At 41.2% G+C, this 22,543-nt stretch carries 23 protein-coding genes and 1 other annotated feature; of the genes, 20 read left to right on the top strand and 3 right to left on the bottom strand.

Features of this window, described 5'->3' with window-relative positions:
- Positions 1 to 30: 30 nt before the first annotated feature.
- The 17 genes from AKG37_RS02225 (at position 31) to AKG37_RS02150 (ending at position 16,967) form a co-directional block, all read left to right on the top strand.
- Positions 31 to 2,142 carry an HD family phosphohydrolase gene (locus AKG37_RS02225; RefSeq protein WP_420805452.1) on the top strand — a complete coding sequence of 704 codons (2,112 nt, stop codon included), beginning with the start codon at positions 31 to 33 and terminating at the stop codon, positions 2,140 to 2,142.
- Positions 2,143 to 2,622 (top strand): rRNA maturation RNase YbeY, encoded by a 480-nt coding sequence (gene ybeY, locus AKG37_RS02220; protein ID WP_012010615.1) that lies wholly within the window; start codon positions 2,143 to 2,145, stop codon positions 2,620 to 2,622.
- Positions 2,600 to 2,986 (top strand): diacylglycerol kinase family protein, encoded by a 387-nt coding sequence (locus tag AKG37_RS02215; protein ID WP_060697378.1) that lies wholly within the window; start codon positions 2,600 to 2,602, stop codon positions 2,984 to 2,986. Before ybeY ends, AKG37_RS02215 begins: the two co-directional genes overlap by 23 nt.
- Before the next feature lie 113 nt (positions 2,987 to 3,099).
- Complete coding sequence (locus AKG37_RS02210) at positions 3,100 to 3,498, top strand: cytidine deaminase (protein ID WP_034661347.1); 399 nt, start codon at positions 3,100 to 3,102, stop codon at positions 3,496 to 3,498.
- A complete protein-coding gene (era, locus tag AKG37_RS02205; protein WP_007501305.1) occupies positions 3,491 to 4,396 on the top strand; it encodes a GTPase Era in 906 nt (301 codons plus the stop codon). The genes AKG37_RS02210 and era overlap by 8 nt, the downstream gene beginning before the upstream one ends.
- Positions 4,397 to 4,544: 148 nt before the next feature.
- A complete protein-coding gene (locus tag AKG37_RS18385) occupies positions 4,545 to 4,688 on the top strand; it encodes a YqzL family protein (RefSeq protein ID WP_003217288.1) in 144 nt (47 codons plus the stop codon).
- Between the two features lie 35 nt (positions 4,689 to 4,723).
- Positions 4,724 to 5,494, top strand: coding sequence for a DNA repair protein RecO (gene recO, locus AKG37_RS02200; protein ID WP_060697377.1), 771 nt, complete (start codon positions 4,724 to 4,726; stop codon positions 5,492 to 5,494).
- Positions 5,495 to 5,533: 39 nt separating this feature from the next.
- Positions 5,534 to 5,711, top strand: a binding site (T-box leader).
- A gap of 113 nt (positions 5,712 to 5,824) precedes the next feature.
- Positions 5,825 to 6,712, top strand: a complete 888-nt coding sequence (glyQ, locus tag AKG37_RS02195; RefSeq protein ID WP_012010611.1) for a glycine--tRNA ligase subunit alpha — start codon at positions 5,825 to 5,827, stop codon at positions 6,710 to 6,712.
- Positions 6,705 to 8,750, top strand: a complete 2,046-nt coding sequence (gene glyS / locus AKG37_RS02190; RefSeq protein WP_060697376.1) for a glycine--tRNA ligase subunit beta — start codon at positions 6,705 to 6,707, stop codon at positions 8,748 to 8,750. Before glyQ ends, glyS begins: the two co-directional genes overlap by 8 nt.
- 167 nt (positions 8,751 to 8,917) lie before the next feature.
- Positions 8,918 to 9,556, top strand: coding sequence for a transcriptional regulator CcpN (gene ccpN, locus AKG37_RS02185; protein WP_024423017.1), 639 nt, complete (start codon positions 8,918 to 8,920; stop codon positions 9,554 to 9,556).
- A 25-nt stretch (positions 9,557 to 9,581) separates the two neighbouring features.
- The gene (locus tag AKG37_RS02180; RefSeq protein ID WP_060697375.1) at positions 9,582 to 10,403 is read left to right on the top strand and encodes a pyruvate, water dikinase regulatory protein; all 822 of its coding nucleotides are present in this window, start codon (positions 9,582 to 9,584) and stop codon (positions 10,401 to 10,403) included.
- 261 nt (positions 10,404 to 10,664) lie between these two features.
- Positions 10,665 to 11,165, top strand: a complete 501-nt coding sequence (locus AKG37_RS02175) for a YaiI/YqxD family protein (RefSeq protein ID WP_024423016.1) — start codon at positions 10,665 to 10,667, stop codon at positions 11,163 to 11,165.
- A 33-nt stretch (positions 11,166 to 11,198) separates the two neighbouring features.
- Positions 11,199 to 13,028 (top strand): DNA primase, encoded by a 1,830-nt coding sequence (gene dnaG, locus AKG37_RS02170; protein WP_060697374.1) that lies wholly within the window; start codon positions 11,199 to 11,201, stop codon positions 13,026 to 13,028.
- 204 nt (positions 13,029 to 13,232) lie between these two features.
- Positions 13,233 to 14,354 carry an RNA polymerase sigma factor RpoD gene (gene rpoD, locus AKG37_RS02165; protein ID WP_008342392.1) on the top strand — a complete coding sequence of 374 codons (1,122 nt, stop codon included), beginning with the start codon at positions 13,233 to 13,235 and terminating at the stop codon, positions 14,352 to 14,354.
- A gap of 302 nt (positions 14,355 to 14,656) precedes the next feature.
- Positions 14,657 to 15,016 carry a cytochrome c550 gene (gene cccA, locus AKG37_RS02160; protein WP_044139406.1) on the top strand — a complete coding sequence of 120 codons (360 nt, stop codon included), beginning with the start codon at positions 14,657 to 14,659 and terminating at the stop codon, positions 15,014 to 15,016.
- A 120-nt stretch (positions 15,017 to 15,136) separates the two neighbouring features.
- Entirely contained in the window at positions 15,137 to 15,853 is a 717-nt protein-coding gene (locus tag AKG37_RS02155) for a tRNA (adenine(22)-N(1))-methyltransferase (protein WP_060697373.1), read from the top strand.
- Positions 15,846 to 16,967 (top strand): Nif3-like dinuclear metal center hexameric protein, encoded by a 1,122-nt coding sequence (locus AKG37_RS02150; protein WP_060697372.1) that lies wholly within the window; start codon positions 15,846 to 15,848, stop codon positions 16,965 to 16,967. The genes AKG37_RS02155 and AKG37_RS02150 overlap by 8 nt, the downstream gene beginning before the upstream one ends.
- A gap of 37 nt (positions 16,968 to 17,004) precedes the next feature.
- On the opposite strand, the gene AKG37_RS02145 is transcribed toward AKG37_RS02150, so the two are convergent.
- A complete protein-coding gene (locus tag AKG37_RS02145) occupies positions 17,005 to 17,949 on the bottom strand; it encodes a 4-hydroxy-3-methylbut-2-enyl diphosphate reductase (RefSeq protein WP_060697371.1) in 945 nt (314 codons plus the stop codon).
- Positions 17,950 to 18,106: 157 nt separating this feature from the next.
- On the bottom strand, positions 18,107 to 18,802 hold the full coding sequence (gene vrrA / locus AKG37_RS02140) for a VrrA/YqfQ family protein (protein WP_060697370.1): 696 nt from the start codon (positions 18,800 to 18,802) through the stop codon (positions 18,107 to 18,109).
- 155 nt (positions 18,803 to 18,957) lie between these two features.
- On the opposite strand from vrrA, the gene AKG37_RS02135 reads away from it, so the two are divergent.
- Together AKG37_RS02135 and AKG37_RS02130 are read left to right on the top strand one after the other, a co-directional pair.
- Positions 18,958 to 20,277, top strand: coding sequence for a DEAD/DEAH box helicase (locus AKG37_RS02135; RefSeq protein WP_060697369.1), 1,320 nt, complete (start codon positions 18,958 to 18,960; stop codon positions 20,275 to 20,277).
- Between the two features lie 9 nt (positions 20,278 to 20,286).
- Positions 20,287 to 21,180, top strand: coding sequence for a deoxyribonuclease IV (locus AKG37_RS02130; protein ID WP_060697368.1), 894 nt, complete (start codon positions 20,287 to 20,289; stop codon positions 21,178 to 21,180).
- Positions 21,181 to 21,229: 49 nt separating this feature from the next.
- Here the strand turns inward: AKG37_RS02130 and AKG37_RS02125 are convergent, their stop codons facing one another.
- Positions 21,230 to 21,484, bottom strand: a complete 255-nt coding sequence (locus AKG37_RS02125; protein WP_060697367.1) for a DUF2624 domain-containing protein — start codon at positions 21,482 to 21,484, stop codon at positions 21,230 to 21,232.
- A 140-nt stretch (positions 21,485 to 21,624) separates the two neighbouring features.
- Between AKG37_RS02125 and AKG37_RS02120 the strand changes: the two genes are divergently transcribed.
- On the top strand, positions 21,625 to 22,506 hold the full coding sequence (locus tag AKG37_RS02120) for a YitT family protein (protein ID WP_060697366.1): 882 nt from the start codon (positions 21,625 to 21,627) through the stop codon (positions 22,504 to 22,506).
- Positions 22,507 to 22,543: the final 37 nt, after the last annotated feature.

Here is a 22,543-nt window from a genome sequence, read left to right as displayed (position 1 = left end):
AATCAGAAAGGCAGTAAACGCAAAAGAATGCTGTCTAAAAAAGAACCTCAGAAAATGGAGCGCTCACGTTATTTAAATGTTTTGCTTTACGCTGGTTTAGCAGCCATTTTATTCGTAGTGCTCTTCTTCCATGTAAAGCCTGAATCGCTCGATTTAGATTTGTTTGCAGTGAGTGAACAGACCATCTATTCTCCGTCAACCGTTGATGATCAAGAAGCGACAGAAGAAAAAAAGCAAGAAGCAACAGATCAAGTAGAGGATCAATATACTCTCAAAAAAGCGTATTCTGATAATCGTGTAGACCTCATCTCATCCCTCTTTGAAGCCATTAAAGAAGAGGAGAAAGCAGCTGATGAAAAAGAGAATGCGCCATCAGATCAAGAAATGGTCAAGCATGTCAAAGAGAAACTCACAACAGATATGCAGGAGGCTGTTTCCGATCAATCCATCAAAGCATTGCTCCAGGCAAGTGAGGAAAATCTCTCTTTCACTAAGGATTCCATTATCACAGTGGTCAATTCATTGATGAGTAAAGAAATCACAGCAGCAAAATTACAAGATGAGAAAAAACAAGTGAAAACAGAGCTTGAAAACAATTCAATTCCATCAAAATACTTAAAGGCAGCAAAAGAGATCGGTGAATTTGCGATCATTCCAAACTATGTATTTGACCCTGTGGCAACAGAGAAGAAAAGACAGGAAGCCGCTGATAATATTCAGCCAGTGCAAATCAAACAAGGGCAAATTTTAGTCGAAGAAGGAGAACTCATCGACCGAGAAGTTTATCGTAAATTAGAACTGACAGGCCTGTTAAACAGCTCAAATTTATTTAAGCCGGTAAGCGGTCTTTTCATATTAATTGGCCTTTTCTTAGCAGCGATTATTCATTCCCTTGAATCGAGAAAAAAATCGCTTGTCCATAAGAATAAATCGTTATTGCTCTACTCGCTTATTTTCACGATTATATTAATAATCATGGAAGTGTTCAGCCTCTTCCAGGAAACGAAGTATACGACGATAGGCTATGTTGTGCCAGTGGCACTTGGGACGATGCTGATCAAACTGCTCATCAATGAGCGGCTGGCGATCTTTTCTGGCCTTGTATTTGCTCTTTGCGGCAGTATGATGTTTAATCAAGGAGTAACAGGCGTCTTTAACTATGTGATCTGCGCTTATTATCTGATGAGCGGGATGGCGGGTATTTTATTTTTGAGAAAACATAATGCAAGATCAAAAATATTGCAGGCCGGGCTTTTGGTGGCATTGGTGAATGTACTTGTGGTTTTATCCATTACACTAATCCAAAACTCCTCACCATCAGGTCTTGAAATCGGTGTAAATCTTATGATGGCGATTGTGTCAGGATTTGCATCGGCTATTTTAGTCATTGGGTTAATGCCTGTCTTTGAGAGCATGTTTGGCATTCTTTCAACCATGAAACTGATTGAATTATCCAACCCAAATCATCCGCTTCTCAAAAAGATTCTAACCGAAACACCAGGTACATATCATCATAGTGTCATGGTGGCAAATTTAGCGGATGCTGCCTGTGAAGCAGTCGGTGCAAACGGTCTTTTAGCACGGGTGGGCGCTTATTATCATGACATTGGGAAAACGAAAAGACCACAATACTTTATCGAAAACCAAATGAACATTGATAATCCGCATGACAAGCTTTCTCCTCAGCTGAGTAAAAATATTATTATTGCCCATACGACAGATGGGGCTGAGATGCTGAGAGAAAAGAAGTTTCCTGAAGAGCTGATCGACATTGCCGAACAGCATCATGGGAAGTCACTTTTAAAGTTCTTTTACTATAAGGCAAAAGAGCGCGATGATCAGGTGACAGAAGAAGAATTTCGTTACCCTGGTCCAAAGCCGCAATCAAAAGAAGCAGCGATTATTTCTGTAGCTGACAGCGTCGAAGCAGCGGTTCGTTCGATGCATAATCCAAATCCAGAGCGGATTGAAAAGCTTGTCAAAGGCATTATTTCAGATAAAATGCAGGACGGGCAGTTCAGTGAATGTGATCTGACATTTAAAGAATTAAACATTATCAGCCAAACAATTTGTACAACATTAAAGGGGATTTTCCATTCTCGGATTGAATATCCAGATGCCCCGAAGCAGAAGGTGAAGTAAATGACATTGTTAATCGATTTAATAGATGAAACAGGACAAGTATCAAAAGAGCAGCTTGAAGAAGTGGAAAAGCTTCTTCAGTTTGCTGCAGATGCACTTGAGGTCAAGGATCAAGCGGAAGTATCAGTGACGATCGTCTCAAATGAAGAGATTCATCAAATCAATAAAGAATACCGCGGAAAAGACGCACCAACGGATGTGATTTCCTTTGCACTTGAGGAAGAAGGAGAAGGGGAAATTGAAATCATTGGTGCTGATGATATTCCGCCTGTACTCGGTGACATTATCATTAGTGTCGACCGAACGAAAGAGCAGGCAGAGGAATATGGACATTCCTTTATGAGAGAGCTTGGATTCTTAACGATTCATGGCTTCCTTCATTTGCTCGGGTTTGATCATATGACAGAGGAAGATGAAAAAGAAATGTTCGCCAAACAGACAAAGATCTTGGATGATTATGGTCTTTCGAGATCATCGTAAGAAAAGAGGGCCGCTTGCTCGTTTTTTTCGGAGTTTTTATTATGCGTTTAGAGGAATATGGCGAACTTTCTTGAATGAACGGAATTTTCGATTTCACACAGTCGCAGCCATCATCGTGGTGATCTGCGGCTTTTGGTTCCACATTGAATCGTTTGAATGGCTGATCGTTCTTCTTCTATGCGGTGGGATGTTTGCGCTTGAACTTGTCAATACAGCCATTGAACATACAGTGGATCTCATGACAGAAGAGAAGCACCCGCTTGCAGAGAGAGCGAAGGACGCAGCAGCAGGCGCTGTTTGCGTTTACGCGGCAATTTCGGTTATGATTGGGTTGATGATCTTCTTACCGAAGATCATGCAATAGAACAATATTACTATTTATTAACATTTTTAGAAATGGGCGTGAAAATGTCACATGAATTATGTAAAATATAAATGTGACAGTGGTACCATTTCTTCTGAAAGTGGGAACTAGGAATGAACAAACAAGAGTTGATTTCAGAAGCAGTCAAAGCAAGAGATTTTGCATATGTACCCTATTCTAAATTCAAAGTCGGTGCAGCATTACTGTCTAACGATGGAAAAGTGTATGGCGGCTGCAACATTGAAAATGCGGCATATGGTATGTGTAATTGTGCGGAAAGAACAGCACTTTTTAAAGCCTACTCAGAAGGCATCACATCCTTTCAAATGCTAGCAGTAGTGGCTGATACAGACCGTCCTGTTTCGCCGTGCGGCGCATGCAGACAGGTCATTTCAGAGCTATGTGCACCTGATATGCCAGTGATTCTAACGAACTTAAAAGGACATATATACGAAACAACAGTAAACGAACTATTGCCAGGCGCATTTTCACCGGAGGATTTAAATGACTAACGAAAGCTTCAAATCAGGATTTGTATCAATTATTGGAAGACCAAACGTAGGGAAATCAACCTTTCTTAATCGTGTTATTGGACAAAAGATCGCCATTATGAGTGATAAGCCCCAAACGACACGAAACAAAGTGCAAGGTGTCCTGACAACAAACACGTCACAAACGATTTTTATAGATACACCAGGGATTCATAAACCTAAGCATAAGCTTGGTGATTTTATGATGAGGGTGGCTCAAAATACACTGAAGGAAGTCGACCTGATTTTGTTTATGATCAATGCACAGGAAGGCTATGGCAAAGGTGATGAATTCATCATTGAACGACTAAAGCAAACATCTACACCAGTGTTCCTTGTCGTGAATAAGATTGACCAAATTCATCCAGATGAACTGTTCCTTTTAATTGATGAATACCGCACACGTTATCCATTTAAGGAAATTGTGCCAATTTCAGCTCTTGAAGGAAACAACATTGACACGCTTCTTCAGCAGATTGAAGGTTATCTTCCAGAGGGCCCTCAATTTTATCCAGCAGATCAAGTAACAGATCATCCAGAGCGGTTTATTATTTCTGAATTAATACGTGAAAAAGTGCTGCATTTAACGAGAGAAGAGATTCCGCACAGTATTGCTGTTGCGATCGAATCGATTAAGCCAGATGAAAATGGTAAGATCCATGTCGCGGCAACCATTGTCGTAGAACGTGATTCGCAAAAAGGGATCGTCATTGGTAAACGTGGCAGCCTATTGAAAGAAGTGGGACAAAAAGCGCGTAGAGATATTGAAGCACTTCTTGGCTCAAAAGTGTATTTAGAGCTTTGGGTCAAAGTTCAGAAGGACTGGCGTAATAAATCCACTCACCTGCGTGACTTCGGATTTAGAGAAGACGAATATTAAAAAATCGCTGCATTTGTCAGCAAATCTGACAATGGTGCGGTTCGATTAGTAAAAATTGTTTATCATGAAATGGAGGTAGCCTGGTCAAGATAAAATTAATATGTTGGATGTAGCGTTGCTGCTTCTAATAAAGAAAGGTGGGGTTTTTATGTTGAATTTTACATGGAACGTATTTTCACAAACAGGAAGCGTTGACACGTATCTGCTTTTCAAAGAGTTAGAAAAGGAGAACCTGGAAAGACCCGATGTACTTGAAGAAGAAATAGCACGATTTGATTTTCCAATCTTATAATTTTTGACCCCCTCCAGCGCTCGGAGTGTAGACAAATGCTCATTAAAAGTGAAGGAATCGTCCTTAGAACAACAGATTATGGCGAAACAAACAAAATTGTCACGCTGCTCACTAGAGAACATGGGAAAATTGGCGTGATGGCAAGAGGCGCTAAGAAATCAAACAGCCGCCTGTCAGCCATAAGCCAGCCGTTTTTATACGGAACTTTCCTGATCCAATCATCAACAGGACTTGGAACGCTCCAGCAAGGCGAAATGATTGAAAGTATGCGGGCCATTCGGGAAGATTTATTTCTGACTGCATATGCCGCATATATGACAGAACTACTTGATAAAGGAACAGAAGAAAAAAAGCCAAATCCTTATTTGTTTGAGCTTCTGCTTCAATCTCTGCGTCATCTCAATGAAGGCACAGATGCTGATATTATTTTATTTATCGTAGAGGTCAAAATGTTATCAGTGATGGGGATGAAGCCTGAACTGGATCAATGTGTCCACTGCGGGCAAAAAGAAGGGCAGTTCCATTTCTCGATCAGAGATAACGGATTCATTTGCCAAAATTGTTTTTCAAAAGATCCATATAAACTGCCCTTATCTCCAGCAGCTGCAAGGCTGCTCCGTTTGTTTCATTATTTTGATTTATCAAGGCTTGGTCAGGTTGATGTGAAACCGCAGACGAAACAAGAAATTCGTCAAGTGCTTGATCACTACTATGACGAATATTCAGGCCTCTATTTAAAATCAAAAAAATTCATGAATCAGATGGAATCCATGAAAAAGCTAATGGGCGACGAAAACAAAAGTTGACATCTCCCATGACTTTTTGTAAGATCATCTAAGATAAAATATGTTGCATTGACAGAAAGAAGTACTTACGTAAAATCCATAAAAGCGACCTTAGGGCGGTGTGAGCTAAGGATGGACACGTAACGAAAGGCATTCTTGAGCAACGTAAAACAAAGCGGCTGGATGCTACGACACCAGCAAATAGGGTGGAACCGCGGGAAAAACTCTCGTCCCTATGTTTGCAAGGAACCTTGCGAGCATAGAGACGGGAGTTTTTGTGTTCTCTCATGAGGTTCTAACCCCAATCCGCCATACATAGCGGTTGGTGTAGAAAAGATGGAGGTGCGATCATTGAATATTCAAGACATGATTTTGACGCTGCAAAAGCATTGGTCAAATGAAGGCTGCGTTTTAATGCAGGCGTATGACACAGAGAAAGGTGCCGGAACGATGAGTCCATACACGTTCCTCAGAAGCATCGGCCCAGAGCCGTGGAAGGTAGCGTATGTAGAGCCTTCAAGACGCCCGGCTGATGGCAGATATGGAGAAAACCCAAATAGATTGTATCAGCATCATCAATTTCAAGTGATCATTAAACCATCACCTGACAATATTCAAGAACTGTATCTTGAATCATTGAAGGCGCTTGGCATTGACCCGCTGAAACATGATATTCGTTTTGTAGAAGACAACTGGGAAAACCCATCTCTTGGCTGTGCAGGACTTGGCTGGGAAGTATGGCTTGATGGAATGGAAATTACGCAATTCACGTATTTCCAACAAGTCGGCGGCTTAGAATGTAAGCCCGTTTCCGTTGAAATCACATACGGTATTGAACGTCTTGCTTCTTACATTCAGGACAAAGAAAATGTCTTTGATCTTGAGTGGACAGACGGATTTACGGTTAGAGATTTATTCTTAATGGCTGAATATGAGCACTCTGTTTATACATTTGAAACATCTAATACTGACATGCTGTTTGAGCTATTTACGACCTATGAGAAAGAAGCGCACAGCCAAATGGACAAAGGGCTTGTGCACCCGGCATACGATTATGTGCTCAAATGCTCTCATACGTTTAACCTGCTCGACGCAAAGGGTGCTATTTCTGTGACTGAGCGAACTGGCTATATCGGAAGAGTCCGTCAGCTAGCAAGAAAAGTAGCCAAAACATATTATGAAGAACGCGAAAAACTGGGATTCCCTATGCTAAAAGAGGAGGCGGCTTCTCATGAATAAACAAGATGTATTACTCGAAATCGGCTTAGAAGAGATGCCCGCTCGTTTCATGCCAGAAAGCACGAAGCAGTTAGGTGAGAAAGTAAAAGCATGGTTTGAAGCGCAAAATATTTCATTCGAAGAGGCTGTTTTATTCAACTCACCAAGACGTCTTGCTGTACTCGTGAAAGGTGTCGCAGAAAAACAAGAAGACATCAAAGAAGAAGCAAAAGGCCCAGCTAAAAAGATTGCCCAAGATGCTGAAGGTAATTGGACTAAAGCAGCCGAAGGCTTTGCTCGTGGCCAAGGTGCTTCAACAGATGATCTCTATTTCAAAGAGATCAAAGGAGTGGACTATGTCCATGTCCAAAAGTTTCAAGAAGGTAAGCAAGTCAAAGACCTTCTGCCAGCGTTAGGTGAGATCGCTGCTTCATTAAGTTTTCCTAAGAACATGAGATGGGGAAGCGAAGATTTACGCTATATCCGTCCGATTAAATGGATTGTTTGTTTATTTGGACAAGAGATTGTACCTGTTGAAATTGCTGGGGTGAAAAGCGGACGTGAGACAAGAGGGCACCGCTTCCTTGGTACGACAGCCAGCATTGATTCGCCTGCTTCTTATGAGCAAACATTAAACGATCAATTTGTGATTGCAGATTCAGATAAAAGAAAGCAATTAATTACTGAGCAGCTCAATGCGCTATCTTCAGAAAAGGGCTGGGTCATTCCTGTTGATCCTGAGCTATTAGATGAGGTTAACGATCTTGTAGAATACCCAACTGTGTTATTTGGTTCCTTTGAAGAAGAGTTCCTTGCATTGCCGGAAGAAGTATTGGTGACGACAATGAAAGAGCATCAGCGCTATTTCCCTGTGAAAAATGAGCAAGGGGAATTATTGCCGCACTTTATAACAGTTAGAAATGGAAATAGTGAGGCGCTGGAAAATGTCGCAAGAGGAAACGAAAAAGTACTTCGCGCGCGTTTATCAGATGCTGCCTTCTTCTATAAAGAAGACGAAAAACTAGTGATTGAAGACAATATTAAAAAGCTTGATAAGGTTGTATTCCATGAGAAGCTTGGAACAATTGGCGATAAGCTGAAGAGAGTGACAGACATTGCAACTCGTTTAGCGGCGCATGTCGGAGCAGATGACGAAACGACAAAACGTGTGGCAAGAGCAGCAAGTATTTCGAAGTTTGACCTCGTGACGCAAATGGTCTATGAATTCCCAGAATTACAAGGGATCATGGGTGAGAAATATGCAAGAGCACTTGGTGAACATGAAGAAGTGGCAAGAAGCATCAACGAGCACTATATGCCGCGTTTTGCTGGTGACGAAGCGCCATCCACTTTGATTGGTGCGATTGTGGCAGTAGCGGATAAACTCGATTCTATTTGTTCATTCTTCTCAATTGATGTGATTCCAACGGGCTCTCAAGACCCTTATGGACTTAGAAGACAAGCAAGCGGTATCGTGCAAATTCTACTTGACCGTCATTGGAATATTTCATTTAAAGAGCTGTTAGCACTTGCTCAAGTAGAGACAGAACATGAAGCTGCCCTCATTGAATTTTTGACGCAGCGTTTAAAATATGTACTTCAAGCAGAGCATATTCGTCATGATGTTGTCGATGCAGTGCTGGATGTTGAAAATATTGAGCCATATGCAGTCGTCAAAAAAGCAGCAGTTCTAGAAGAGAGTGTGAAACAAGATAGCTTCAAAGAAACTGCTGAAGCATTAGGACGCGTCATTTCAATCAGTAAAAAAGGGGAAGACGCAGAGATTCAGCCTGAACTGTTTGAAAATGACCATGAGCAAAAGCTATTTGAGGCGTATCAGCAAGTAGAGTCAGCTGTCAAGGAACATGTAGCAGCAGGACAATACAACTTAGCACTTGAGGCGCTGGATACGTTAAAAGCACCAATTGTTCATTATTTCGATCACACAATGGTTCATGCGGATGATGAAAAACTGAAGCGAAATCGTTTGGCACAAATGGTCAAATTAGCTAGAGTCATTCAATCATTTGCGAATATGAACAATTTAATTGTAAAATAAATACCTAAGAACGGTTGCCTTTTTTCGAAGGGCAATCGTTTTTTACTCATTTAATTCACGGTTTTTGAGTGGATTTTTGTTTCATTCGGACAAAGATGCGCTATAATATGATGAGTTATGAAAATGATATACATAAAGTAAAGATTCGCTCTCTCTATTTAAAGGTGGTGAGTACAATCGAGTTAAATAAACGGCAAGAGCAGATTTTACAGATTGTCAAAGAGAATGGTCCGATCACTGGAGAGCATATCGCCGATCGGCTGAACTTAACTAGGGCGACCCTCAGACCGGATTTAGCCATTTTAACAATGTCAGGCTTTTTAGAAGCAAGACCAAGGGTCGGCTACTTTTTCACAGGAAAAACAGGCACGCAGCTTCTCGCAGATAAGCTGAAAAAACTTCAAGTGAAAGATTTTCAATCCATTCCAGTGGTGATACATGAGAATGTTTCGGTTTATGATGCGATTTGTACGATGTTTCTAGAGGATGTGGGCACATTATTCGTTGTGGACGATCACTCTATTTTAACAGGTGTGTTATCAAGAAAAGACCTCCTTCGTGCAAGTATAGGGAAACAGGAACTTCCATCTATCCCTGTCCATATTATTATGACAAGAATGCCGAACATCACCGTTTGCCGCAAAGAAGATTTCATTATGGATGTGGCGAAGCACTTGATTGAAAAGCAAATAGATGCACTTCCTGTGATAAAAGATACGGATAAAGGCTTTGAAGTGGTCGGTAGAATTACGAAAACAAACATGACGAAAATACTTGTTAGCTTATCGGAGAATGAAATAATTTAATGACAGAAGACTGCGAGGGGATGTTATGAGTAATCGCGTAATTTTTGTGGTATCAGATTCAGTAGGAGAAACGGCAGAGCTCGTGGTCAAAGCGGCACTTAGCCAATTTGATGGCGGCTCATCAGACCATTCAAATATTAGAAGAATCCCGTATGTAGAGGATGTTGGTACGATTAAAGAAGTCATTTCACTGGCGAAAGCAGATAACGGGATCGTTTGCTTTACTCTTGTTGTGCCAGAAATGCGTCAATTCTTAATTGAAGAAGCAGAAGCAAACGGCGTCGTTTATTATGACATCATCGGTCCACTCATTGATAAAATGGAGACCGCATATGGAAATGAAGCGAAACAAGAACCGGGTCGTGTACGTCAATTAGATGAGGACTATTTTAAAAAGGTAGAAGCCATTGAATTCGCTGTGAAGTATGATGACGGCAGAGACCCAAGAGGCATTCTTAAGGCTGATATCGTGCTCATTGGTGTATCACGTACGTCTAAGACACCACTTTCTCAATATTTGGCGCATAAACGATTGAAGGTCGCAAACGTTCCAATCGTTCCTGAAGTAGATCCGCCAGAGGAGCTATTTTCAGTTGATCCAAAGAAATGTATTGGTCTGAAAATTAGTCCAGACAAACTAAATCATATTCGTAAAGAGCGTTTAAAATCTCTTGGTTTAAATGATCGTGCCATCTATGCGAACATTGAGCGGATTAAAGAGGAACTAGAGTATTTCGAAAAAGTGGTTGACCGCATTAACTGCCAAGTCGTTGATGTATCGAATAAAGCAGTTGAGGAAACGGCAAATGTCATTCATCAAATGCTGACCAAAAGAGGTTCCGAATAAACTCAGGATGCTCCTCCTGGGTTTTTCCTATGGTGGGAAACGGGTAAGCAAAAACAATAGCATATTTGCTGCATTTGTATTATAATAAAAAATTGTGATAAAATGATTGATTTTAGGTTTAAGTTAAGTCAAGAACGAATAAACTAATATTGGCAGAAGTCAAGTGATTCTGAACATAACTTTTCGACAAAATGAGTTTTACTGTTGATTGCTTTATGGGGGAAAAGTATGGTCTTTTTGCTTCTCTAAAGCAGGAATAAGGTGGAGGGATGGAGAATTAGTCACCTGAATGAACGTAAAAAAGAGAGGACGATTTATGTCGATGCAGATGCTTGTCCTGTTAAAGACGAAATCCTTTCTGTCGCATCTCAATTTCAAGTACCAGTGACATTCATTGCTTCATATGAGCATTTTCAAACCAAAAGATCTCCACTTGAAGATTGGCGGTTTGTAGATACACATAAAGAAGCAGCGGATTTAGTCATTGCGAACTCAGCTGCCGCACATGATATTGTCGTTACACAAGATATTGGTCTTGCCTCCTTACTGCTTCCGAGACAGGTCATTGTTCTGTCTGAAAGAGGACGAATGTACACAAACGAAACAATTGATTTTGATTTGGAACGCAGGCATGTTTCCAGCAAACAGCGAAGAAAAGGTGTATACGGAAAAGGTCCCAAAAAGCTATTAGAAGAGGATAAGAAGCGATTTATGGCGCAACTACAAAAAATCCTGTCGAATCATGAAGGATTTTTGAATTAAAAGGCGAATAATGTACGACGGAGTGTTAATAGGATGAGCAAACGTATACCAGATGAACTTTTGGAGCAGATCCAAAAAAACGCAGACATTGTCGAAGTGATTGGAGAATACGTACAGCTTAGAAAGCAAGGTCGAAATTACTTCGGTCTTTGTCCATTCCATGGTGAAAATACTCCTTCATTCTCTGTTTCAGCAGATAAGCAAATCTTCCATTGTTTTGGCTGTGGTGCAGGAGGTAATGTGTTTTCGTTCCTCAGACAAATGGAAGGCTACTCATTTATTGAGGCCGTTTCACATGTTGCTGATAAGTACCATATTGATTTGCCTGATCATGTAGCGACTGCTCAGATTGGTTCCTCTCAGCAAGAGGACACGGCAGATCATAAAATGATTGAGGCCCATGAGCTTCTTAAGAAATTTTACCACCATTTGCTGGTAAATACAAAGGAAGGTCAAAGCGCACTCGATTATTTACGGTCCAGAGGCTTTACAGACGAAACAATTGCCAAGTTTGAGATCGGTTATGCTCTTGATTCTTGGGATTTTATGACCAAGTTTTTAGAAAAACGAGGGTTTGATCCTGTGATGATGGAGAAGGCAGGTCTTTTGATTCAACGTGAAAACGGCACAGGCTTTTTTGACCGATTTAGAGATCGTGTCATGTTTCCCATTCATGATCATCATGGGACAGTTATCGCTTTTTCCGGAAGATCCCTTGGTGATCAGCAGCCTAAATATATGAATAGTCCTGAAACGCCACTTTTTCATAAAAGTAAGCTGCTTTATCACTTTCATGACGCGCGTATGCACATTCGTAAACGCGAACGTGCGGTTCTTTTCGAAGGATTTGCAGACGTCATCTCAGCTGTCACATCAGGTGTCGGCGAAAGTGTTGCAACAATGGGTACGTCTCTTACAGAAGAGCATGTCAAGCTTCTCAGACGGAACGTAGAAGAGATTATCCTTTGCTATGACTCTGACACAGCCGGATATGAAGCGACCATGAAAGCGTCAGATTTGCTTGGGAAAAGAGGATGTAAAGTTCGCGTTGCCATGATACCAGATGGACTTGATCCAGATGATTACATTCGTAAATATGGCGGCGAGAAATTTAGGAATGACATCATAGATGCAAGTGTGACATTAATGACGTTTAAGATGAATTTTTTCCGAAGAGGAAAGAATTTATCAGACGAAGGAGACCGCCTTGCTTATATGAAACAGGTTCTTCGAGAAATCAGCCGGTTAAACGGCTCTTTGGAGCAAGAGATTTACATGAAACAGCTTGCTGGAGAGTTCTCGATCTCACTTGATTCATTAAAAGAACAACTAGAGCTGTTTGAAAAACAGCAGAGGCAAGAAGCCAAAAGCACGCAGGAAGAAAACGGGCTTGAAAAAAGGCGTGCACATCTGTCAACACAAGTAAGAAGAAAGCGTCTTCGACCGGCATATGAAAATGCAGAGCGAATGCTGCTTGCTCATATGTTAAAAAGCGATGATGTGATCCGCAAAGTGCTTGACAGAGTCGGGATTGAATTTAATATAGATTCTCACAGGGCGCTGGCAACGTACATTTATGCCTTGTATGAAGAGGGAAGAGAACCAACGCCGCAGCACTTGATGAACCGTATAGAAGATGATGTTATGAATCAGCTTTTGACGGATATATTGATGATTCAAGTCGGAGACGAGTTAAGTGAAGCTGAATTAAGTGATTATGTAAAAAAAGTGTTGAATCATCGGAATTTGTCAATGATAAAGGAAAAAGAACTAGAACGTGCAGAAGCGGAGAGGCAAAAAGATTTCTTCAAAGCGGCAACACTTGCAAAAGAAATTATTCAGTTGAATCGTTCGCTGAAGTAATACGTCTATTATTAATGACAGGACTTACGGCTGGCAATGAATCCTTTACGGGAGGAGCATAAGACCGCAAGCATCTTGCCTTCATCATTATTTATTTTATTCCTATTTGCTTGGCTCATGTTTGAAAGAGAGAGAAAAGCAGAGCGGAAGCAAATCGCAAGTTATTTTAGAATTCGTTGCAAGCTTTGGAAGGAGGGATCCATAATGGCTGATAAACAAGCCCACGAAACCGAAACTGAATTAACCTTTGAACAGGTGAGAGATAAGCTCACTGAAACGGGTAAAAAACGGGGCGTTTTAACATACGAAGAAATTGCAGAGCGTATGTCTAGCTTTGAAATTGAATCAGACCAAATGGATGAATACTATGAATACTTAGGCGAACAGGGTGTGGAGCTCATTAGTGAAAACGAAGAGACAGAAGACCCAAATGTTCAGCAGCTGGCTAAAGCAGAAGAAGAATTTGACCTGAATGATTTAAGCGTACCTCCAGGTGTCAAAATTAATGATCCTGTTCGTATGTACTTAAAAGAAATCGGACGCGTCAATTTGTTATCTGCTAAAGAAGAAATTACGTATGCTCAAAAGATCGAAGAAGGTGACGAGGAATCAAAAAGAAGATTAGCGGAAGCAAACCTTCGTCTCGTTGTCAGCATTGCAAAACGCTACGTTGGTCGTGGTATGCTGTTCCTTGACTTGATTCAAGAAGGAAACATGGGTCTGATGAAGGCAGTTGAGAAGTTTGACTACCGCAAAGGATATAAATTCTCAACATATGCGACTTGGTGGATTAGACAGGCGATCACGCGTGCAATTGCCGATCAGGCGAGAACAATCCGGATTCCGGTTCATATGGTCGAAACCATTAATAAATTGATCCGCGTTCAAAGACAGCTTCTGCAAGATCTAGGCAGAGAACCAACGCCTGAGGAAATTGCTGAAGACATGGACTTAACTCCAGAAAAGGTAAGAGAGATTCTTAAAATTGCGCAAGAGCCTGTATCTTTAGAAACACCTATTGGTGAAGAAGATGACTCGCATCTTGGTGATTTTATCGAAGACCAAGAGGCGACATCTCCATCTGATCACGCTGCTTACGAACTCTTAAAAGAGCAGCTTGAAGATGTATTAGACACGCTAACGGACCGTGAAGAAAATGTGCTGAGACTACGTTTTGGACTAGATGACGGAAGAACACGCACGTTAGAAGAGGTTGGTAAGGTGTTCGGCGTAACAAGAGAGCGTATCCGCCAAATTGAAGCGAAAGCTCTTCGTAAATTAAGACACCCAAGCAGAAGTAAACGATTAAAAGACTTCTTAGAGTAGAAACCGGACGGATCTTGAAAGAGATCCGTTCTTTCTTATCAAAAATGAAAACGCTTTTTTCAATCTGATTATATTTTACTGAATAACAAATGAATTTGCAACGTTCTTAGAGAAAAGATGTATAAAAAATACATCAAAATGTGCTGAAGGCTTCATTTCTCTTCTTGATTCATTTTTGTCTAATCTGTGAACTTGACCAAAGTTTTGTATCATAATTCGTTTACTTTTTGTAAAATTAAAGTAGAATTAGAATTGTTTGCATAGTCTCAAAGGGGTTTTTCACAAAGGGGAGGATGAAAGAAATGAAACGGAATCCACTTATACCATTCTTATTGATTGCCATTTTAGGTATTGGACTCACTTTTTTCTTATCAATGAAGGGGCTGAAAGATGAAGACAAAATCGCCTCTGGGGGCGAAGAGCAAAAGCAAGAAGAGACAGCAAATGCAACGCCGGAAGAATTATATAAACAGAACTGTCTAAGCTGTCACGGGGAAAACTATGAAGGCGGCGCAGGTCCTGCATTAAAGGGCGTTGGAGACAAGCTTGAAGTAGCAGACATCAAGAAGAAAATTCAAGAAGGCGGCAACGGGATGCCAGGCGGGTTGATTCCGAATGAAAAGCTAGATGAAATGGCGGAATGGGTGTCTAAAATTAAATAATCTCACACAAAAAGCTCTTTTTCAAAAGAAGAGCTTTTTTCATTTGAAAACGACTTTTAAAAAGTCCATAATTTATATAAGATAGACAAGTATGAACATTAAAGAAAAGTAGTGATACGTATGAATGAAATGAATTTATCCAAACGATTAAAAAGAGTCGCCGACTTTTTACCACATGAGGCAGTCTTTGCTGATATCGGCTCAGACCATGCCTATTTGCCATGCTATGCGATCCTGCATCAAAAAGCAGTGAAAGCCATTGCTGGTGAAATTACAGATGGCCCGCTTCAATCGGCACAGCAGCAAGTACATAGACTTGAATTAGATGAACAAATTTCGGTCAGAAAAGGAAATGGCCTTGAAGTCATTGAAAAAGGCGAAGTGAGTGCAGTGACGATTGCAGGTATGGGCGGGGCGCTCATCACAAGTATTCTAAATGAAGGCAAGCATAAGCTCACAGGCCGTGAGCGGCTCATTCTTCAGCCGAATATCCATGCTCACCATATTCGTTTATGGCTCTATCAAGAGGGGTATGAATTGAAGGATGAAGTCATTTTAGAAGAGGACGGCAAAATATACGAAATCCTGATCGCCGAAAAAGGCGACAAAGATAAAGCTTACGAAGGGATGTCAATGGAAGCAGGCATGCTGGTTGGCCCGTTTCTTGCGAAAGAGCAAAATGACGTCTTCCGGCGCAAGTGGATGCAAGAGCTTCAGCATATGGAGAAGATAGAAAATCAAATTCAGCAGGCAGCGCGGGCAGAAGAAAACAAAGAGCGCCTTGAAGAACTGAATGCGAAAATTAAGATGCTAAAGGAGGTTTTGACTGTTGGCTAAAACAGTAAATGGGCATGAGATTATCCAATTAATTGAGCAATTTTCACCAAAGGCATTTGCTATGGAAGGTGATAAAATTGGTCTCCAGATTGGGACATTAAATAAGAAAGTAACCAATGTCATGATCACCTTGGATGTTTTAGAGAATGTAGTAGATGAGGCGATCGAGCGAAAAGTGGATCTTATTATTGCTCACCATCCGCCGATTTTCCGTCCATTAAAACATGTAGCGACAGATCAGCCAGCTGGACGGATCATTGAGAAATGCATCAAGCATGATATTGCAGTATATGTGGCACATACGAATTTGGACGTAGCTGATGGAGGAGTCAATGACTTGCTTGCTGAGGCTTTAGAGCTTGAAGAAACAAGTGTGTTAGTGCCGACATACGAAGATCAAATCAAACAGCTTGTTCTTTATGTCCCGCATGAATTTGAGGAGGCCATCAGAACAGCTTTAGGCAATGCGGGCGCCGGCCATATTGGCAATTACAGCCATTGTGCGTTTTCAAATGAAGGGACAGGCAGCTTTCTGCCATCAGAAGAAGCTGAGCCGTTTATTGGTGAGCCGGGCCAATTAGAATTTGTGAAAGAAGTGCGGATTGAAACCATTTTCCCAGCAAGTATAGAAAAACAAGTGATTCGTGAAATGATCAAAGCACATCCTTATGAAGAAGTCGCCTATAGTGTACATACGACAGATCTTGCACCTATTCAAAAAGGTCTTGGCCGTATTGGAGAGCTAAAAGAGCCTATGACACTTAGAGATTTCACGCAATTTGTGAAAACGAAGCTAGATGTAAATGGTGCTCGTTTTGTAGGGGATCAGGATGCTGTTGTGAAAAAAGTGGCTGTGCTTGGCGGAGACGGAAATAAATACATCCATCAAGCGAAAAGAATGGGCGCCGATGTGTATGTGACAGGAGATCTTTATTTTCATGTCGCTCATGATGCCATGATGCTTGGACTGAACGTAGTGGACCCAGGGCATTATGCAGAAAAGATCATGAAAGAGGGCGTAAAGGCGAAGCTTCAATCGTTATGTGCGGATAAAAAATATGACGTACAGCTCTTTATTTCTGAATCAAACACAAATCCATTTCAATTTATGTAAACAAAAAACGTCAGAGCATATTCACTCTGACGCTTTTTTATTTTTTTGTTTTGACGCGAGGTAATATTTTAGAAAGAGGAACCGTCCGTTCAATCTTCCAAGTCGTTTCATCATCTGGTTCATAGTTTTCTAAGAAACGAATGACTTCCTTTGTAATAGGTGTTGGTGTTGAAGCACCAGCAGTAATCGCAACGGTTTTGACGTCCTGAAGCCACTCCAGCTTAAGCTCACTTAGGTCACCAATACGGTAAGCCTTCGTTCCAGCAATCTCCATTGATACTTGTGCGAGACGGTTGGAGTTGTTGCTTTTTGGATCACCGACAACAATGGTTAAATCGGCTTGACCAGCTTGCTGCGAAACAGCTTCCTGGCGCACCTGTGTGGCAAGACAGATTTCTTGATGATACTCGACATGAGGGTATTTTTCTTTAATAAGCTCCATCAGATCGTGGACATCCCATTGGGACATGGTTGTCTGGTTGGTGATGAGCAGTTTATCTGATGTTAAATCAAGCGCCTCAATGTCGGCTTCTGTTTCGACAAGATGTACCTTGTCAGGGGCTACTCCAACAGCTCCTTCTGGCTCAGGATGACCCTTTTTCCCAATATAAATAATGTCATAACCATCGGCTGTTTTCTCTGAAATGAGTTCATGAGTTTTCGTTACATCGGGACAGGTCGCATCTATGGCAACAAGGCCTTTTTCTTCTGCGATCTGACGAACCTCAGGAGAAACACCGTGAGCCGTGAAAATAACTGTTCCGCTTTCAACCTGCTTTAAAATGTCTAAGCGGTTTGGTCCGTCCAGTGTGTAAATCCCATCTTCTTCGAAGGCATCAGTGACATGCTTGTTATGCACAATCATACCTAATATATAAATTGGGCGTGGCAAGTTTTTATCAAGTGCGGCATTTTTAGCAATGACCATTGCATCCACAACGCCATAGCAATAGCCACGCGGCGATATTTTAATTACATTCATTTATTCGTCCTCCTGTAGGGAAGTGCTGCTAGAGAAGAACAATATAAAAAGCCGTAAAAAACGGCTTTTTATCATTCTCTTGCTTCCATTATAGCCAAAGTAAGCGTATATATCAAAGATTGTTATACGCGGTGTACACTTCGCCGTTAAAAGATCACTAGACATATAGTTTTGGAACAGAGCTGCCCGATCTTTTTTTCGGTTTTGCTTTAGGAGCAGGTGATGTGTGAGGGACTGCTTTTTTGACGAGGATGTCTTCTGGTTCTTCGTTTTCTTCTATTTCGTCAGTTGATGCATCTTCTTGCGGCGCTTCCGTTTCCGCACTGATCTCTTTTGATTCTGCATCATCATCATTTGCTTCGTCATCATCCGCACTGCCGAGCTGACTGTACAGTTTAATCATCGCAGGCAAATTTCTCACTAAAGGACCGTATTGCTGAATCATTGGCGTAAATTGCTGCGCCATCCCGAGCACTTTTTGCACATTTCCTAACATGCTTGAAAGGGTCGCCGGATTTGTGAAGCTCTGGATTCCTTGTAATCCCGCACCGCCTCCAGAGACTCCTGCTCCTCCTGCGCCAGGAAGGAATTTAGAGAGCATGCCTTTAATTCCTGCTCCGCCGCCTAGTGCACGGCTCTCGCCTCCTGGAATTCCGCCCATTCCGCGTAAACCGCCTCCCTGCACAGACGGGGAGCGGGGCATCATTTGCTGAAACGGATTCCCTTGCCCTTGAAAAGGCTGTTCGATAGGAGCCTGCTGCCTCCTTAACATTCCGGGTTGTCCGCCATTTCCAAGGTGCCGGCGTGAGGGACGGCGCGGTTGAAAATCGCCCATAGGCCTTTGCCCTAACATACTTGTACCTCCCTTACTGCATTCTCTTTCTCTTCATAGGTTATGCAAGGAAGCAACAATTGGTTTCCTGTAAGAAAAGCGGACATGGTTTTTTTGCTGAAAATCAGCTATAATGAGGAGATGAGCAAAAAGGCATTGCCTTAAGGAGTGAAAACATGAAAGAAACGAAATTTACGACATATGAATTAAAGCCTTTTATTATAGATGCTATTCATGAACTGGGCTTTTATGAGCCGACTGATATTCAAAAAAGAATTATCCCTGCTGTTTTAAAAGGAGAAAGTGTAATTGGGCAGTCACAAACTGGAACAGGAAAAACCCATGCGTACTTATTGCCGCTGATTCATTCAATTGATCCAAGCAAAGAACAGGTACAAGTGGTGATTACTGCACCAACAAGAGAATTAGCGAATCAAATTTTCAAAGAAGCCCAAACCATTATAAAAAATGCCTCTCCAGAAGAAGAGATCAAAGCAAAGCTTTACATTGGCGGAACGGACAAGCAGAAATCGATTCAAAAGCTAAAAAACCAACCGCATTTGGTTGTCGGCACTCCTGGACGTATTGCTGACCTCATTCATGAGCAGGCGCTGAATGTTTACAAAGCGACCTCTCTTGTCATTGATGAAGCGGATTTAATGCTGGATATGGGATTTTTAGAAGACGTGGATCGTATTGGCGCCCAAATGCCAGAACAGCTGCAAATGCTCGTTTTCTCTGCAACCATTCCAGAAAAACTAAAGCCTTTCCTGAAAAAATATATGGACAATCCTAAATATGCGCATGTTGAGCCAAGACGGATTACAGCTGAAAACATTCAGCATATTTTAGTCCCGTCTAAGCAGCGTGATAAATTAAAATTGCTTCATGAAATGGTGACGAATGTACAGCCTTATTTAGGGATCATTTTTGCCAATACAAAAACAACTGTTGATGAAATCGCATCGTTCCTACAAGAAAAAGGAATGAAAATCGGTGTGCTTCATGGCGGATTAACGCCGCGAGAACGTAAAAAAGTCATGAAACAAATTGAAGATCTGGAGTTCACTTATATTGTGGCATCTGATCTTGCAGCACGCGGGATTGATATTAAAGGCGTCAGTCATGTGATTAACTATGAACTTCCATCTGATCTTGATTTTTATGTTCACCGCGTAGGAAGAACAGCTCGTGCTGGTTCATCTGGCATTGCCATGACCATTTATGAGCTTGCGGATGAGGATGCACTCATTCAAATTGAGAAAATGGGCGTTGTGTTTGAAAACAAAACGATTGTTCATGGCGAATGGCGAGATGCAGATGACCGTTTGAAGCGTCAAAGACGTAAAAAGGCACCAAATGAAATTGAAGAGAAAGCAAAACGTCTTGTGAGAAAACCGAAAGCCGTCAAACCTGGATATAAAAAGAAAATGACACGTGAGATGGATAAAATCAAAAGACAGGAACGTAGAAAGTCAAAGCGTAATGGAAAGTAGGGGGAAACATTGTTGAAGATTGGTTCACATGTATCCATGAGCGGAAAACATATGCTTCTTGCAGCGAGTCAAGAAGCTGCCTCTTATGGTTCGAATACGTTTATGATTTATACAGGTGCACCGCAAAACACGCGCCGTAAAAAAATTGAAGATCTCAATATTGAAGCTGGCCAAGCACATATGAAAGAGCATGGCATGACAGATATCGTCGTTCATGCTCCGTATATTATCAATATTGGAAACACTGTGAATCCTGCGACATTTGAGCTTGGCGTAGACTTCCTGCGCTCTGAGATCGAGCGTACGGAAGCGCTGGGTGCAAGGCAAATTGTTCTTCACCCAGGTGCGCATGTTGGAGCAGGGGCAGAAGCAGGGATTCAAAAAATCATTGAAGGTTTAAACGAAGTTATTGTGAAAGGGCAAGAGGTCCAAATTGCCCTTGAAACAATGGCAGGAAAAGGATCAGAGTGCGGGAGAAGCTTTGAAGAGCTTGCTCAAATTATCGATGGAGTGACACATAACGAAGCTCTTTCTGTCTGCTTTGATACGTGTCACACGCACGATGCTGGTTACCCGATTGTGAGTGACTTTGATGGTGTGTTAGAAGAATTTGACCGGATCGTCGGTATTGATCGAATCAAAGTTCTTCATATTAATGACAGTAAAAACGTTCAAGGCGCAAGAAAAGACCGACATGAAAATATCGGTTTTGGTGAAATTGGCTTCGATGCACTGAGTTATATTGTGCATCACCCTCAGCTTCAAGATGTGCCGAAAATTCTAGAAACGCCTTATGTAGGTGAAGATAAAAAGAACAAAAAACCACCTTACAAATTCGAAATTGCCATGTTGAAGGAAAAGCAATTTGATAAAGGTTTACTAGATAAAATTACAGGTCAGTAAAAAAACATGCAACATGATGAGGTGCCGCTAAATGCGGCCCTTTTTTTGCTTAACCTGTAAACTGGTTGAACAGATCATTCACAGTCTGTGCTGTTTGTTTAGAAGTAATCGCTTCCACTTGTTTAAGAAGGCGGTTACGCTCTGAATCATTAAAAATATTGACATTTTTCCCATTCATGAGTTTGGCAACCTCGGCAGCTTGATGAGACGTTAAACTGACACCATACTGTTTCGCATACCTTAACAGATCATTTGCTGTGATCTGATTGAGCCGTTGCAGAACAATTTTTTGAATTAAAATCAATTCCATTCCTCCCCTCTGTAACAATGTATGGGCGAAAACGGAAAATGTGCAAAAAATTTTATTTTATTCTGTTAAATGATAAAATAGTAAAGTGGATAAAATGTTCATTGAAAATTTAACATGTGTAGAAGGGAGAACGTATGGCAAATAGTAAACAGCATAGAAAGGAATCAGTGCCTCATTTTATTTTGAGAATTTTTCTGATTCTAGTAGGAGCTGCATGTGCAGCAGTCAGCATTGAATTATTTTTAGTGCCAAACAATATTATTGATGGAGGCATCATCGGTATTTCGCTTATTTTGGATTATCTTTTTACAGATAACCCATTCATTAATTTTGCGACGATTGTTGTCATTTTGAATATTCCATTTATGATATCAGGATACAAGCATATTGGGAAAACGTTTCTTGTTTCCACTGTGATTGGGATTGTCAGCTTAGCCGTGATGGAATCATCACTTCATCATGTAGAGGCATTTACAACGCAGCCGATCTTAGCCACTGTATTTGGCGGGCTATTACTTGGTTTTGGTGTTGGACTTGTCATTCGTAATGGGGGCTCAATGGATGGAACAGAGATCTTAGGAATTCTTCTGACGAAAAAAATTCCTTTCTCCGTCGGTGAGTTTGTTATGATCGTCAATGTGTTCATTTTTATTTGGGCGGGCTTTGTCTTCGGACCAGAGCAGGCAATGTATTCTGTCATGACATATTATTTGGCAATGAAAACAATTGATGCTGTTATTCAAGGGCTTGATGAAACAAAAGCTGTCATTATCGTATCAGATTATTATGATGAAATCTCAGATGCTATTCTGCATCGACTTGGCAGGGGAACGACAAAGCTGAGAGGAAAAGGCGGCTATACAGATGAAGAAAAAGATGTCATCTATGCCGTTGTCACAAGACTTGAAATTACAAAGCTGAAATCCATTGTATTTGAAATTGATGGTCAAGCATTTATTACGATTATGGATACGCATGAAACAAAAGGCGGAAAGTTCAAAACAGCCATTCATTAGCTTTTATTTTACTTTTTTATCTTTCTTTTATATAATG

This window comes from Bacillus australimaris, from assembly GCF_001307105.1.
Lineage (GTDB): Bacteria > Bacillota > Bacilli > Bacillales > Bacillaceae > Bacillus > Bacillus australimaris.
The sequence above is the reverse complement of the archived record's forward strand: the minus strand, read 5'-3'. Positions and strand labels throughout refer to the sequence as shown.